This window comes from Mediterraneibacter sp. 210702-DFI.5.30, assembly GCF_020560115.1.
GTDB lineage: Bacteria > Bacillota > Clostridia > Lachnospirales > Lachnospiraceae > Mediterraneibacter > Mediterraneibacter faecis.
On the sequence record NZ_JAJCME010000014.1, the window covers coordinates 47,508 to 63,385 of the forward strand.

Consider the following 15,878-nt stretch of genomic DNA (forward strand, 5'->3'; position numbering starts at 1 on the left):
AAAAATCTGTAAACAATTACAATTATTCAGCCTGTGCCTGTACAGCTGTGATAGCTACAACACCTACGATATCTTCAGCGCTGCATCCACGGGAAAGGTCGTTAACCGGAGCGGCGATTCCCTGTGTCAGAGGACCGTAAGCTTCTGCTTTAGCAAGTCTCTGAACAAGTTTGTATCCAATATTACCAGCATCAAGGTCTGGGAATACAAGTACGTTAGCATGTCCTGCAACCTTGCTTCCCGGTGCTTTAGATTCTCCGACGGATGGAACGATAGCTGCATCAAGCTGAAGTTCTCCGTCAAGAGCAAGCTCTGGTGCGAGTTCCTGAGCGATCTTTGTTGCCTCAACAACTTTATCTACATCTGCATGCTTAGCACTTCCCTTTGTTGAGTGAGAAAGCATAGCAACAACTGGCTCTTTCTCAACAAGCAGTTTGAAAGAATCTGCGGATGAAATAGCGATGTTCGCAAGTTTCTCCGGATCTGGATTCTGCTCAAGTCCTGCATCAGCAAAGATAAATGTTCCGTTTGCTCCCATGTCGCAGTTTGGTACTACCATAAGGAAGAATGCGGATACGAGCTTTGTTCCCGGTTTTGTCTTCAGGATCTGAAGGCATGGACGAAGTGTATCTGCTGTAGAGTGGCATGCTCCGGATACCATTCCGTCTGCATCACCCATCTTAACCATCATTACACCATAGTATAAATAATTGCTAAGAAGCAGTTCTTTTGCCTGTTCAGGAGTCATTCCCTTTTTCTGTCTTAACTCAACAAGTTTTGCAATATATCCTTCTGTTCTTGCATCTGTTGCAGGATCTACGATTGTTGCACCGGAGATGTCGTATGTACCTTTGTTCTTCTCAATCTCCTCTTTGCTTCCTACAAGCACCAGATCAGCGAGTCCTTCTTTCAGTACTGTCTCTGCTGCTTTGTAAGTTCTTTCGTCCTCTGTCTCCGGAAGAACGATTGTCTTTTTGCAAGCTTTCGCTCTTGCTTTGATTTCATCAATAAATCCCATGATTTAATGCCACCTTTCTTTTTATCTCACTTAGTCCTATTATAACTCAATCGTTTTTTGTATACAAGTCATTTTATGTGCATTTTCAAATACAATCCGAACTTTGTAATAGGATATTTGTGAGATTGTTACAATTTTATCAAACATTGTTTTTTTCCAAGAACATTACGAGCCAGAACAGTCACCTCTCACGACAACTGTTCTGGCTCTTATTAAAATTTACACCTTCAAAACCCCTTGCTTATATTCATTCTGAAACGCCGTCTTAAACTTATCCGTCACCACTGAGGTATACAGATTTGAAGCAAGCATATCATGTCTGAGCATTTTCTGACCAAGTTCCGGAAGATCGTCAATTTCAGACATTTTCGTCAAAACCGGAAGACTGCTTTCCTTTGACATAGCTGTCAAAAGCTTTGCATTGTCTTTTCGAAAACCAAGCAGACGTGCATACATATGATAGCCATTGTCAATATATTCTTCCACATTTGCCTTTTTCGTTCCAAGCATAATATGAAGCAATGCCCGGTTAACTCGGGTCTGCGTAAGTTCTCGTGTTTTTAACAAATCACAGAACTGTTTATAATTAAAAAAGTTGTTTAACTGATTCGCAATTCTGGATGCAATCTCCGGAGAGACATCCACATATCGAACCAGACTTTCTGGCTGTTTATTTAATAGTTTATATTTCAAAATCAGAGAAAAATCATTCTGTGAAATCGGATACTGTACTTTATGATAATCTTTCAAAAGTTCCAGACAACATTTTGGAACCTGGTTTTCCAACTCTGACAGTATTCCCGAAAACGAAAGCTCATCGTAATTTCCTTCTACTGGTTCTGTATTGAAAGATGAACTTGAATAAGCAAGCAGTGAACGAATTGCCGTAGCGGAACTGTAATCACTGTCCAGTTCTTCATCATGATACTGTGCACCACGCCTTGCAATCGTATAAGGTTCCATCCTGCTTCCAAGTTTTTTGATTGCTTTCAAATATTCAATCCCCAAAATATTGTTCGGATTTCTTAAAATCTCTGCAAACCGAGGATCTTCTGTATAAGAAAGAATTGCTTCCTGTCTGGCGCGTGGAAAAGACATCCCTTGTTTCAGATAATCTTTCAACAGAATCTGGTAGGCTTCAGGTTCTTCAAGAAGTAGTTCTGCAAGCTGTTCCAAGATTGGGAGATCATTACATTCACTGCCAAAACAGATAGAATCAACAATTCCAAGAGACTCTAAAAGAGATACGGATCCAAGTGCAAAAAGCTCCGCAGATCCCGTCGCATAACAGACCGGAAGTTCAAAGACAGCTCCAGCACCACACATCAGTGCCATCTCTGCACGTATCCTTTTAGGCATGATTGCAGGTGTTCCCCGCTGCACATAGTCACCACTCATAACAACAACGGCTGCATCTGCACCGGTTACACGCAAAGATTCTTTAATATGATAAAGATGTCCATTGTGAAATGGATTATATTCTGTAATAAGACCAACTATTTTCATAATATTCTCCTAAAAAAGCAGAGTACTGCTCACACCACGTGTGAACAGTACCACCTCTCACCAATACAGATTATGTAACTGTTCAGAGCCAACTTCCAAAATGCTACGCATTTCGTCACAGTTACCAGTTTACAATCTCTTCATGCAAGTAATCGCCAGTGCCCCCGGACCAATATGGCAGGCCACACTCAATGACAATGGTCCTTCCATAATCTCATATCCCGGAAATCTTTCTTCGATCTCTGCTTTCCACTCCTGTGCTTCTTCTTTACTGCATGTGTAAGCCATACCAAGAGCCATCTGATCCTTAACATCGGCAAAGCGTCCATTCAGATCTTTCTCGATTGCATTGAGCATTGTCTTCTTCGCCGTTTTCCAGCCTCTTGCTTTCGAAAATGCATCCAGCTTTTCTCCCTGGATCTGAAGAACAGGCTTTAAGTTCAGCACAGTTCCGATTGCCGCTGCTGCCGGTGTGATTCTTCCACCTTTTTTCAGGTATTTTAAAGTATCCACCGTAATATAAATGCTTGCCTGAAGTTTTTCTTTCTCCAGTATTTCTTTGATCTCTGCTGCACTCTTTCCTTCTTCACGCAGATTCATTGCATCCAGAACAGACTGCTCCTGTGTAACTGAAATTCTCTGATTATCAACCACCTGAACGCGTCCGTCATATTCAGCTGCAAGAGTAATTGCTGTTGCACATGTGCTGCTCAAGCTACTGGACATCGGAATACATACAAGCTCATCATATTCTTCCAGAACTTTATCCCAGAGATCCATGACCTCTCCCGGGGATGGCTGTGATGTTGAGATATCGGAATCTGCTCCGAGCTTTTCATAAAATTCACTCTGGGAAAGTGTGATATCCTCCAGATAAAGCTCTCCATCAATAAAGAATGGCATCGGAAGAACAAAAATCCCAAGTTCTTTTCCCTGTTCCTGTGTTATACCGCTATTACTATCCGTTACAATTGCAACTTTACTCATCAAATTTCTCCCTCGTTAATTCTTAAAACTATGAATCGGCGCCGGAATACGTCCCTGTCTGTTGATAAACGCATCACATCCAAATTCATTCACCGGCATAATCGGTGCATAACCTAACAGTCCACCAAATTCTGCCACGTCTCCAACGTCTTTACCGATGACTGGAATCAAACGCACTGCTGTCGTCTTCTGGTTGACCATACCAATTGCCATCTCATCTGCAATAATTCCAGAGATTGTCGCTTCTGATGTCTTTCCAGGGATTGCGATCATGTCAAGTCCTACAGAGCATACGCATGTCATTGCCTCTAACTTCTCAAGTGTAAGAGATCCTGCATTTACTGCATCAATCATTCCCTGATCTTCACTGACCGGAATAAATGCACCGCTGAGTCCACCTACATAAGAAGATGCCATAACGCCGCCCTTCTTCACCTGGTCATTGAGCATTGCAAGTGCTGCTGTTGTTCCAGGTGCACCAACGCGCTCCAGTCCGATTTCCTCCAGGATCTCTGCAATACTATCTCCAACTGCCGGAGTCGGAGCAAGAGAAAGATCAATGATTCCAAATGGAATTCCAAGACGTGCAGAAGCCTCTCCTGCAACAAGCTGTCCTACTCGTGTAATCTTAAACGCTGTTTTCTTAATTGTTTCACAGAGTTCTTCAAAACCTTTTCCACGTGCTTTTTCAATCGCTTTCTTTACAACTCCCGGTCCGCTGACACCTACATTAATAATCGTATCTGCCTCAGTCACACCGAGGAATGCACCTGCCATAAACGGATTATCATCCGGTGCATTGCAAAGAATAACAAGCTTTGCACAACCAAGAGAATCTCTGTCTTTCGTTGCCTCTGCCGCTTCTTTCACAATCTGTCCACACAGACGGACTGCATCCATATTGATACCTGTCTTTGTTGATCCCACATTGACGGAACTACAGATTCTCTCTGTCTCGGCCAGTGCCTGCGGGATTGAACGGATCAGATTCTCTTCACTTGGTGTCATTCCTTTCGACACAAGCGCGGAGTATCCGCCAATGAAGTTTACACCTACTTTTTCCGCTGCGCGGTCAAGTGTACGTGCGATTGTCACATAATCTTCCGGAGTCTTACACGCTGCTGCTCCAACAAGCGATACAGGTGTAATTGAAATTCTCTTATTTACGATCGGAATTCCGAATTCTTTCTCAATGTCTTTTCCTGTAGATACAAGATCTTTTGCAACTGTTGTAATCTTCTCATAAATCTTACGGTTCAGTTCATCCAGATCAGAATCCACACAGTCCAACAGACTGATTCCAAGAGTGATCGTGCGGACATCAAGGTTCTCGCTTTCGATCATCTTATTGGTTTCTGATACTTCATACATATTAATCATAGTCTTATCCTCACCTTATCTCCGACTTCTTACAGACGGTGCATTTTCTCAAAAATCTCTTCTCTCTGACAATGAATTGTTACACCGATCTCTTTGCCAAGTACATCCATCTCATCACAAACTTCTTTGAAATCTTTCTTCAGATTCGCAACATCTACGATCATCATCATGTTGAAATATCCCTGAACAATTGTCTGTGAAATATCAAGAATATTGATTTCATTTTCTGCAAGATATGTACATACTTTTGCAATAATTCCTACTGTGTCTTTTCCAAGTACTGTGACAATACATTTCTTCATTCTTTCTGTACCTCCGCTTTGATTCACTCAATTTTATACATTAATAATATCCGAAACCGATTCCCGGCTTGCAACGAACATATTCAGGTCTTCCCCTTTATATTCATTATCTGCAAGCGTAACTTCCAACTTCACTGTCTCATAGGCAAGTCTTGCGTAATTGTTCTCCTTGCTCAGATGACCAAGCATGATGTGTTTCAGATTATCATGTAGTATATCACAAAGAAGCTGTCCTGACAATTCATTTGATAAATGACCGCGATCGCCAAGAATTCTCTGCTTCAAATAATATGGATATCCTCCGACTTCCAGCATATGGATATCATGGTTTGCTTCCAGAAGGATCGCATCCAGATTTTTCAGATTCTTCACTGTATAATCATCATATTTTCCAAGATCTGTTGCAACTGCTACGGACTTCCCACCTTGTTCAATACGATATCCGGACGGTTCATTTGCATCATGGGAAATAGCAAATGGGTGTACGTCCAGTTCACCAAGCTGAAATGGGTGATCTGCCTTAATCGGATGTAAAAGTCCTTCCGGCATCTTTCCAAGACTGGAAGACTCTTTGATTCCTGCAATCGTTCCCGGAGTCGCATAAATTGGTATCTCGTACTTTCTGCTGAACACACCAAGTCCCTTAATATGATCCGAATGTTCATGTGTGATCAGAATTCCATCGAGTTCATCCCCTTTAATCTCCAACTTATTCAGACCTTCTTCAATTCGTTTCTTACTAATCCCCGTATCAATCAGAAGATGGGAATTATCACTTCCTACATAGATACAGTTTCCACTGCTGCCGCTTGCAATACTGCACATTCTCATTTGTTCAATCTATCTCCTATTTGTCTCTTTGTTGCTTCAAAGTCTCCACTATTATCAATTACAACTGTGCATGCCTTTCGAAATACTTCTTCTACCGGTTGTGAAGCAATCATTCTGGTGATCTTTTCATCCGTATAATGTCTGGAACTTTTCAGTCGTTCTCTCCGAACCGCTTCATCTGTGTAAATATACCACAGCTCATCACACAGTTCCTTTCCTACTTCCGGAAGAAGTGCTGCTTCTACTATATAATAAGAGCAGCACTCTTCTTTTTTCTTCAAGATATCTTTCCGAACCCATTCCAGCACTTCCGGATGTACAATCTCATTCAATCTTTGTAATTTCTTCTCATCTGCAAATACGCAGCTTCCAAGTTTCATGCGATCCAGTTCACCATTGTTTCCGACAATCTGTTCACCAAATTCTTGTACAATTCTCGAAAATGCCTGTGTCCCTTTCTTCTGGATCTGCTTTGCAACTTCATCCATCTGGCAGACTACCGCACCGTATTCCTGTTCAAGAAATTTTAAAACTTCACTTTTTCCGGAGCCAACTCCACCCGTGATTCCAATTACTTTCATCTTATTTTGCCTCATACCAGTTCTTCCCTGTATGCATATCTACGCTAAGCGGAACTAACAATTCTGCTGCGTGTTCCATCTTATCCTGAAGGATCTGCTGCACTTCTTCTAATTCTGTTTCATCTGCTTCGATCAAAAGTTCATCATGCACCTGAAGGATCATCCGTGATTTCAGATTTCTCTTCTTCAATTCTTCATTTACATGAATCATTGCTATTTTAATAATATCTGCAGCAGTTCCCTGGATCGGTGCATTCATTGCCACACGCTCTCCAAAACTTCTCTGCATAAAATTGCTGGATTTTAATTCCGGCATCGGTCTTCTTCTTCCATATAAAGTCTCTGCATATCCTTTTTCTTTCGCATCGCTCACACATTTATCAAGAAATGTCTTAATTCCCGGGTAGGATTCAAAATAATGCTCAATATACTGTGCCGCCTCTTTTCTCGAAATACTCAGATCCTGACTCAGTCCAAAAGAACTGATTCCATACACAATGCCGAAATTAACTGCTTTTGCATTTCTTCTCTGCAGATCTGTCACTTCATCAAATGGTACATGGAATACCTGGGAAGCTGTCATTCGGTGAATATCTCTCGCTTCACGATATGCCTGGATCAGCTGTTCATCACCGGAACAATGCGCCAGAATACGAAGCTCGATCTGAGAATAATCCGCATCCACAAAGACACAGCCTTCTTTTGGTACAAATACTTTACGGATCAGACGTCCAAGCTCCATACGAACCGGTATATTCTGCAGATTCGGTTCTGTACTGCTGATACGTCCGGTTGCTGTGATCGTCTGATTGAATTTACTGTGGATTCTTCCATCCATTCCTATATAATTCGCAAGTCCATCTGCATATGTTGACTTCAGTTTTGCAAGCTGACGATACTCCAGAATCTTTGCTACGATAGGATATTCCGGTGCAAGTTTATCTAACACATCCGCTGCTGTAGAATACCCGGTCTTTGTCTTCTTTGCATGAGGCATTTCCAGTTTTTCAAAAAGAATCACACCAAGCTGTTTTGGAGAATTGATATTAAACTCTTCCCCTGCCATTTCATAAATCTCTTTTTCCAGCTCAACGATTCTCGCTCCAAGCTCTTCTCCGTAACGCTTCAGCTCTTCACCTTCAACCTTAACACCGGCCTGTTCCATATCATACAATGTAAATACTAACGGCATTTCAATTTCATTAAACAAACGGAACATTCCATTCTCTTCCAGTTTCTTCTCAAGAACCGGGACACAGGCATAAGCTGTATATGCCTCATAACATGATTTTGTACCCTCATCAAGTTTTTCATCAATTAAAAGATTCAAATGTTCTCTTGCCACATCTTCTGCATTGTAATCATTTTTCAGAGGATTCAGAAGATATGCTGCTACGATTGCATCAAACCCGTTCTCACTTGTAAGTTCCGGCAGCCATTCCAGATATTCTTTCAATCCACACATTGAAAAACGTTTCACACTTTTTGCAAGATGAGACAACTTTCCTGTCAGATATTCAAAATCAGCATCCATATCACAAGGAATCGTAACAATCTTCTCTGCTTCATAGCAAAGAGAAACCCTTCCGTATCCTGAAGCATGTGCAAACAATGGGAGAACATTTCCAGCATCTTTGGAAAATGCCACACCAACGGTCTCTGCTTTCTCCGCCTCTTTAAAGACTTTCTCAATTTCTTCTTTTCCTGTTACCTCACGAAAATATTTTTCCACATCATTCACTGACGCTTCTACATCAAATCTTCCAAGCAGATTTTTAAACTCCAGTCTTTGGAATAATTCATGAGCTTCTTTTGTATAAGGATTCTCATGTCTGGCATTTTCAAGTTCAAAGGTAATATCTGCATCCAGTTTAATCGTCGCAAGTGTCTTACTAAGCTGTGCCTGCTCCCAGAATTCTTTCAGATTCTTGCTTGCTCTTGGCGGTTTCAGCTCATCAACATGCTCGTATGCATTTTCAATCGTCTGGTACTGCTGAATGATCTTTGTCGCTGTCTTTTCGCCAACTCCCGGAACACCAGGAATATTATCAGCAGTATCACCCATCAAAGCCTTTACATCAATAAATTCCTTCGGTGTTACTCCATAGCGTTCCTGCACATCTGCCGCATAATAATCTTCTACTTCCGTCTTCCCCTGCTTCGTCTTTGGAATGCGGATCTTAATATGCTCTGTCGCAAGCTGAAGCGTATCACGGTCTCCGGAAATGATGGAAACATCCATTCCTTTCTCCTCACAACGATGAGACAAGGTTCCCAAAAGATCATCCGCCTCAAGTCCGGCCTTTTCAATCACTTCTATATGCATCGCACGCAGAACGTCCTTGATCACAGGCACCTGCTGACGCAGTTCCTCTGCCATCGGCTTTCTCGTGCCCTTATAATCTGCAAACATCTCATGGCGAAATGTCGGCGCATGCACATCAAATGTAACCGTCAGATATTCCGGCTTCTCTTCATCTAATATCTTAAACATAATATTCAGGAATCCATAAACTGCGTTTGTATGCAGTCCTTCCGAATTCGTCAGATCCGGAACTCCATAAAACGCCCGGTTCAATATACTGTGTCCATCGATCAGTACAATTTTATCTCTCATCAGATTCTCTCCTATTATCTCTTGCTTTTTGTTGCATTTAATTTTAACCATTATTAAAGTATACACTAATTAACTTCTTTTTTAAAGGTTCATTTTATGGTATCATTATTTAGGGCTTTTGACTCCAATATCTTGTAAACAATATTTTCAAAAATACTATCAGGAGAATTATTATGGATGGAATTATATTTGATGTAGATGGAACACTTTGGGATTCTGTTGAAGTTGTAGCCGAATCCTGGAATCTTGCAATAAAAGAGAACTCTGATCTTGAGCCAAACTTAAACCGTGAAATTCTTCAGGGACTGTTTGGAAAGACAATGGACGAAATTGCTGCCGGAGTTTTTCCCGATCTCGACCCGAACTCTCGAAGAAAACTGATGGATATCTGTTTTGATTATGAAAACCGCTATCTTGAAACACATCCCGGTGTTTACTACGAAGGCGTTATGGACACACTCAAGGAGCTGGCTCTAGAATATCCTCTTTTTATTGTAAGCAATTGCCAGTGCGGATATATTGAAGTTATGATGAAAGGCGCAGGCATGAAACCATATATCAAAGATTTCCTTTGTTTTGGCCAGACGCAGACTTCCAAAGACCAGACGATTCTGAAATTAATGGAGAAAAATAACCTGACATCCCCTGTCTATGTCGGAGATACCCAGGGCGATGCTGATTCCTGCAAAAAAGCCGGTATTCCTTTTATCTTTGCTGAATATGGACTTGGAGATGTTAAGGAAGATTATCCGACGATACATTCTTTTTCAGAATTAAAAAACATTTTAAGAAAGCTTGATTAACATCTCTGTTTATTTAAAACAAACTGACAAACCACACGAAACATTTTCTGTCCATTAAGAATTTCATTCTGTTTCTGTTGTGATCTGTCAGTTTTTTATTGCTCACGACTTTTTTCATAATCCCGGATCTTACGCATCAATCCACGATAAATCTTATCCTGAAGCAGTTCCCGATGTTCATACGATACCGGATATTCATTCATAAAATCAGGATGTTCTTTTATATAGCAATCCCTTTCTTCTTTCGTCGCATTCAACAGATATTTTTCATAATAATCCATATCATCTATTTTTTCTTTATTCATCACTTTCTCCCATTCCCCTTAGTTCTTATGCTGTCTCATTTCTCGCACATTTCTTCATGTTTTTATCAATTATAGTCGTAGTACGACTATATTTCAATAGTCGTGTCAGGACTTTTATATAATAATCCAAAAATACAAAAGATATCAGATTATTGTTCACTGGATACTGTGAACAATAGCTTGTTTCCGGTTAAGTTCGCACACCGGCTTTAAGGTACGAGGATGGGATTATGAAATTCGAAAATATACGAAATTTGCGAGAAGATAATGATAAAACGCAGAAAGAAGTTGCTGCATACCTCAACATCAAACAGACTACATATTCTAAATATGAACTTGGAAAAATCAACGTTCCTATTGATGTCTTCATCAAACTTGCTGATTATTATACAGTCTCAATTGATTATCTCGTTGGTCGTGGAAAAAAGTGAAATTACAAAGAACAAAGAATGTGCATTGCACATTCTTGCGCCTGCGGCGTTGCTAAGCGCCAATGGCGCTTGTTTAGCAAGGACCGAAGTGGAAACGTAGACCGCTTGCGACATCTACATTGTACGCCGCAGTGCGCATCCTTAGCGGAGCGTTTTTTATATATTAGGAAAGCACTTTCCTAATATATAAAAAATCTCTGGATATCTTGCAAACATTGAATTTGTAAGATATTCAGAGATTAAGTTCGATGCCGCTGGCCGGACTCGAACCGGCACGGCTACTAACCGCTTGATTTTGAGTCAAGTGCGTCTGCCAATTCCGCCACAGCGGCTTATTCTGTCGGACAAGAAAACCTTCTTGTCCGAATCAGCTTTTTTATGTTACCATATCCGGTCACATTTTTCAACTATTTTTTATGATTTTATTTGTTTTTTATTTGCAAAGTTTCTTTCCAACCTCAAAACAATCAAATGTTGCAAAATAGTCTTTCGGTGTCTCTGCACGGCGAATCATCTGTACACTTCCATCTTCTTTCAGGAGCAGCTCTGCTGATTTTAATTTACCATTATAGTTATATCCCATAGAGAAACCATGTGCACCCGTATCATGGATTACAAGGTAATCTCCCATATCAACTTCCGGAAGCATTCTGTCAATTGCAAACTTATCATTATTTTCACACAGAGAACCTGTTACATCATATTTGTGATCGCACGGTGCATCTTCTTTTCCAAGAACAGTAATATGATGATATGCTCCATACATTGCCGGGCGCATCAGGTTAACAGCACACGCATCTACTCCGATGTAGTTCTTATAAGTATTCTTCTCATGGATTGCTTTTGTCACAAGGCAGCCATAAGGTCCCATCATAAAGCGGCCAAGCTCTGTGTAGATTGCAACATCTCCCATTCCTGCCGGAACAAGTACTTCTTCATAAACCTTGCGGACACCTTCTCCGATCACACGGATATCATTCGGCTCCTGATCAGGTGTGTAAGGAATTCCAATACCACCAGAAAGATTAATAAACTTAATATGTACTCCTGTTTCTTTCTGAAGACGTACTGCCTGTTCAAAAAGAACTTTTGCAAGCATTGGATAATAATCATTTGTCACTGTATTGCTGGCAAGGAATGCATGAATACCAAATTCTTTTGCACCTTTTGCCTTCAGTGTCTTAAATGCTTCTGTGATCTGCTCTGTTGTCATTCCATACTTTGAATCTCCCGGATTATCCATAATATCATTACTGATCTTGAATATTCCGCCCGGATTATAACGGCAACTGATTGTCTCCGGAATATGTCCGATTGTCTTCTCAAGGAAGTCAATATGTGTAATATCATCCAGATTGATGATTGCTCCAAGTTTATCAGCAAGTTTAAAATCTTCCTCCGGTGTATCATTAGAGGAAAACATAATATCATGACCATCAATTCCAACTGCATCTGACATAAGCAGTTCTGTATAAGAGGAGCAGTCACAACCGCATCCATACTCTTTCAAGATCTGTAAAAGGAACGGATTCGGAGTTGCCTTTACAGCAAAATACTCTTTATATCCCGGATTCCATGCAAATGCTTCCTTTAATGCTTTTGCATTCTCGCGGATCCCTTTCTCATCATAAAGATGGAACGGTGTCGGATATGTTTTTACAATCTCTTCAACCTGTTCTTTTGTCACAAATGGTTTCTTACTCATTTTCATTTTCTCCTTCGCGTATTTTGATTAATTCTATCTCATTCGCAAGTGCTGTTTTAAACAGCGTAACGAAATTTCTCTGTCCGGAATAGACACAAGTGTTTCTGCTCTCCTGTCCATACTCACCCGAAAGTACATATTTAGAATCTGTGATCAGACCAATCTGATTTCCTTTTTCTTTCGTCACATAAATGATCGCCCCTGAAAGTTCAAATGGATGATCTGTCACAAGAACCACCTTTTTTCCTTTTTCTGTCAGTTCCTTTAACTGTCCTTTCAACTGTTCCAGACAGACACCGGAACAGGAACAATACACTCTTTCTTCCACATTAGCCAGAAGATTATGGATCTTATCTGAAATATGTTCCTGACCATCGATCGTAACATATCCTTCTTCTTCTTTCTGTTCTCCCGTAAGATTCATATCCAACCACTTCTGTTCTTCTTCCATTCTGCGGATTCTGTTACCACAGAACTCCTGAACATGAACCGGAATATATCGCTTGGCATCCTCTTCCACCAGATATGCAGCCCCTTTCTCAACCAGAGCTGCCAGTGATGCATACACATTCGATCTTGAGATTCCTGTATCTCTCGCAATCTCATACCCCGTCTGCTTTCCTGCTTCGATCAGCCGAAGATAAACAGTTGCTTCCTGCCGGGACATTCCAAAATGCATCAGATATTCAATTGCTTTACTTTCGTCCATAGCACCATCCCTCTGATTAGTAGTTCTTTACAGGAACACTATACAGCATTGATTGTTGGATGTCAATATATTGATTGTATTTAATAAGAGCCAGAACAGGCACCTCGCACGGTAACTGTTCTGGCTCTTATTAAAAGTTTTTCTAATTTAATCTACTGTCACAATTCTCATCATATTACTTGTAAAGCTTCTCTCTTTGCTTACATTTGTTGAAGGAATTCCAGCTGTGATAACTACAACATCTCCCGGCTCAACATACTGTTTTACCTGTGCCAGTTCGATCGCATTTTCACAGATATCTTCTGTTGTATCAACTTCAAGAGACTTCAGCGGTCTTACGCCCCAGTAAATAGACATTCTTCTCAGTGTTCTCTCGTTCGGAGTTACACCAAGGATTTCCTGTCTTGGTCTTAAGTTGGATACAACTCTTGAAGTTGCTCCTGATACAGATGGTGTAATGATACATTTTGCATTCAGGTTTGCTGCTGCCAGTACGGATGAATATCCGATTGCACTGGATACTCCGCCTCTTAAATGACCGTGCTCTTTCTCAAGCATGCTATCATAATCAAGGTGTTTCTCTGTCTGCTCAATGATATGAACCATCATCTGAAGCGCCTCGAGTGGGTATTTACCCTGTGCTGTCTCTCCTGAGAGCATTACAGCATCTGTTCCATCATATACAGCGTTCGCAACGTCTGTTACCTCAGCTCTTGTCGGACGTGGATTACGCATCATAGAATCGAGCATCTGTGTTGCTGTGATAACTGTCTTGAACTGATCGTTACATTTCTGGATCATCATCTTCTGAAGATATGGAAGTTCCTCTGCCGGAATCTCAACTCCGAGGTCTCCACGGGCAACCATGATACCATCTGCTGCACGAATGATCTCATCGATATTGCTGATTCCTTCTTCATTCTCAATCTTTGCAATAATCGGAATGTAAGGAGCTCCGAGAGACTTCAGATATGCCTTGATCTCAAGAATACACTCTGCATTTCTTACGAAAGATGCAGCGATAAAATCAATCCCCTGCTCTGCTCCAAATTTAATATCTTCTTTATCTTTCTCAGTGATTGCCGGAAGTCTTACCGGTACTCCCGGTACATTAACGCCCTTTTTCTCTCCGAGTTCACCACCGTTGATGATCTCACAATGAATTTCTTTGTCTGTTTTTCCGATTACTTTCAGTCCGATCAGACCATCATCGATCAAAATAATCTTTCCTTCACTTACATCTTCTGCAAGTCCCTTATATGTGATAGATACTTTATTCTCATCACCAACAATATCTTCTGTAGTAAGTGTAAAGGTCTTCCCTGTTTCAAGCTTAATCTTCTTTCCGTCTTTCAGAACACCTGTACGGATCTCTGGTCCCTTTGTATCCAGAAGAATAGCTGTCGTTGCATGCTCTTCCTCGCGAAGCTCTTTGAGCATATCCATACGACCCTTCTGCTCTTCATGATCACCATGAGAGAAGTTGAAACGAGCTACATCCATGCCATTCTGGATGAGTTTTCTCATCAGTTCTCTATCATTTGTGTTTGGTCCCATCGTACATACTACTTTTGTTTTTTTCATACTAAGTCAATCTCTCCTTTAAAAAATATAACCATAAAGTTCCTATACACCTGGAGCGAAGCTACACCATATCACTTTCGGCTGCAACTCTGATCTGATACACTGCACTGCCATACCTCATCTCCGGTAAACTATGAGAAATATGCGTTACACAATTCTCATTTTCTACTTCACATGTTCATGTGTAAATAAATGATCCTGGCAATACTCATAGTTTCCATTACATTTTGAACAGAAACGGAACTCCAATGTCGGATCATCAAGTTCTGTACGTCCGCAGACTGCACAACGGTGTCTTGCCCCATTCGCATAAGTCATATGTGGTCTCGTCTGCTGTTTAAACTTTGCTTTTCTCGCCTGCTCTTTCGGACTGAAACGCTTCATATTCCTGCTGGACAGGAAAAAGATAACAAAGTTCAATAAGGATGCCGCAATCGCAACTTTCGTTGCGAGACTTCCTGTAAAGAAATAATACAGTGCCATTGCTACATATACGAAAGCCATCCATTTCATCTTAATCGGTAAAATAAAATAGAGTAAAACTTCCATATCCGGATAGATGGAAGCAAATGCCAAAAAGATAGACATTGTAATGTAGTTCGTGCTGATCAATCCGATACTTGAAAGTGGAAGTTCAATTCCATAGATAAGATAAAACACACCATACAGTATGAATACTGCGATCACTGTAAAAAGTATTCCTGAAAAAATGTATACATTATAACGGAATGTTCCCCAGGTTCTCTCAAGTGCAGAACCAAGAGAATAGTACAATAATACTAGAAACAGTAAAGAAATCAAACTTCCTGTTGGTGGGATCAATACCCAGGAAATAATCCTCCAGATCTGTCCTCTTAAAATATATGCCGGTTCCAGTGTAAGCCATCCTAAAAGTCCCGGTGCTAAATAATAAATAGCGAAACCTATCACATACCCGGCCAGCAGATACACCGTAAGATTCGGTATTGCAAAACGACCTAATTTTTTTTCTAATTTGTCAAGCCAGTTCAACTTGTATTCTCCTTCTATTTTCATTTTATATTACTGTCCACTACATGTGGTCAGCACTCACATCTTCGTATAGCAGTAATTGTACAAGGGAAGACTTGTTTTGTCAAA

15 protein-coding genes and 1 tRNA gene are annotated in these 15,878 nt (G+C 40.7%); 2 read left to right on the top strand and 14 right to left on the bottom strand.

Going from position 1 to position 15,878, the window contains the following annotated elements; genetic code table 11:
• Positions 1-22: 22 nt before the first annotated feature.
• From pta to polA, 8 genes are all read right to left on the bottom strand, one after another.
• On the bottom strand, positions 23-1,018 hold the full coding sequence (pta, locus tag LI126_RS12665; protein WP_015528922.1) for a phosphate acetyltransferase: 996 nt from the start codon (positions 1,016-1,018) through the stop codon (positions 23-25).
• Between the two features lie 219 nt (positions 1,019-1,237).
• Entirely contained in the window at positions 1,238-2,524 is a 1,287-nt protein-coding gene (locus tag LI126_RS12670; protein ID WP_055144484.1) for a nucleotidyltransferase, read from the bottom strand.
• A 129-nt stretch (positions 2,525-2,653) separates the two neighbouring features.
• Positions 2,654-3,511: a DegV family protein gene (locus LI126_RS12675; RefSeq protein WP_015528920.1), complete on the bottom strand. Its 858-nt coding sequence runs from the start codon at positions 3,509-3,511 to the stop codon at positions 2,654-2,656.
• A gap of 15 nt (positions 3,512-3,526) precedes the next feature.
• A complete protein-coding gene (locus tag LI126_RS12680) occupies positions 3,527-4,891 on the bottom strand; it encodes a PFL family protein (protein WP_227165517.1) in 1,365 nt (454 codons plus the stop codon).
• Between the two features lie 29 nt (positions 4,892-4,920).
• The gene (locus LI126_RS12685) at positions 4,921-5,193 is read right to left on the bottom strand and encodes an ACT domain-containing protein (protein ID WP_015528918.1); all 273 of its coding nucleotides are present in this window, start codon (positions 5,191-5,193) and stop codon (positions 4,921-4,923) included.
• A gap of 33 nt (positions 5,194-5,226) precedes the next feature.
• Positions 5,227-6,024, bottom strand: coding sequence for an MBL fold metallo-hydrolase (locus LI126_RS12690; RefSeq protein ID WP_020436717.1), 798 nt, complete (start codon positions 6,022-6,024; stop codon positions 5,227-5,229).
• Entirely contained in the window at positions 6,021-6,605 is a 585-nt protein-coding gene (gene coaE, locus LI126_RS12695) for a dephospho-CoA kinase (RefSeq protein ID WP_227165518.1), read from the bottom strand. The genes LI126_RS12690 and coaE overlap by 4 nt, the downstream gene beginning before the upstream one ends.
• 1 nt (position 6,606) lies before the next feature.
• Positions 6,607-9,222, bottom strand: a complete 2,616-nt coding sequence (polA, locus tag LI126_RS12700) for a DNA polymerase I (protein WP_117890456.1) — start codon at positions 9,220-9,222, stop codon at positions 6,607-6,609.
• Between the two features lie 173 nt (positions 9,223-9,395).
• Between polA and LI126_RS12705 the strand changes: the two genes are divergently transcribed.
• Complete coding sequence (locus LI126_RS12705; protein WP_227165519.1) at positions 9,396-10,025, top strand: HAD family hydrolase; 630 nt, start codon at positions 9,396-9,398, stop codon at positions 10,023-10,025.
• A 95-nt stretch (positions 10,026-10,120) separates the two neighbouring features.
• Here the strand turns inward: LI126_RS12705 and LI126_RS12710 are convergent, their stop codons facing one another.
• Positions 10,121-10,330, bottom strand: coding sequence for a hypothetical protein (locus LI126_RS12710; RefSeq protein ID WP_055144506.1), 210 nt, complete (start codon positions 10,328-10,330; stop codon positions 10,121-10,123).
• A gap of 230 nt (positions 10,331-10,560) precedes the next feature.
• On the opposite strand from LI126_RS12710, the gene LI126_RS12715 reads away from it, so the two are divergent.
• On the top strand, positions 10,561-10,761 hold the full coding sequence (locus LI126_RS12715) for a helix-turn-helix domain-containing protein (RefSeq protein ID WP_020436712.1): 201 nt from the start codon (positions 10,561-10,563) through the stop codon (positions 10,759-10,761).
• A gap of 249 nt (positions 10,762-11,010) precedes the next feature.
• Here the strand turns inward: LI126_RS12715 and LI126_RS12720 are convergent.
• The 5 genes from LI126_RS12720 to LI126_RS12740 all read right to left on the bottom strand — a co-directional run bounded on the left by LI126_RS12720 (position 11,011) and on the right by LI126_RS12740 (position 15,770).
• A tRNA-Leu gene (locus LI126_RS12720) sits at positions 11,011-11,093 on the bottom strand.
• Between the two features lie 101 nt (positions 11,094-11,194).
• The gene (locus LI126_RS12725; protein WP_015528911.1) at positions 11,195-12,466 is read right to left on the bottom strand and encodes a diaminopimelate decarboxylase; all 1,272 of its coding nucleotides are present in this window, start codon (positions 12,464-12,466) and stop codon (positions 11,195-11,197) included.
• Complete coding sequence (locus LI126_RS12730; protein WP_020436710.1) at positions 12,459-13,175, bottom strand: TrmB family transcriptional regulator; 717 nt, start codon at positions 13,173-13,175, stop codon at positions 12,459-12,461. The genes LI126_RS12725 and LI126_RS12730 overlap by 8 nt, the downstream gene beginning before the upstream one ends.
• Positions 13,176-13,322: 147 nt before the next feature.
• Positions 13,323-14,759 (bottom strand): pyruvate kinase, encoded by a 1,437-nt coding sequence (gene pyk / locus LI126_RS12735; RefSeq protein WP_015528909.1) that lies wholly within the window; start codon positions 14,757-14,759, stop codon positions 13,323-13,325.
• A 165-nt stretch (positions 14,760-14,924) separates the two neighbouring features.
• The gene (locus LI126_RS12740; protein ID WP_055144628.1) at positions 14,925-15,770 is read right to left on the bottom strand and encodes a rhomboid family intramembrane serine protease; all 846 of its coding nucleotides are present in this window, start codon (positions 15,768-15,770) and stop codon (positions 14,925-14,927) included.
• Positions 15,771-15,878 lie beyond the last annotated feature (108 nt).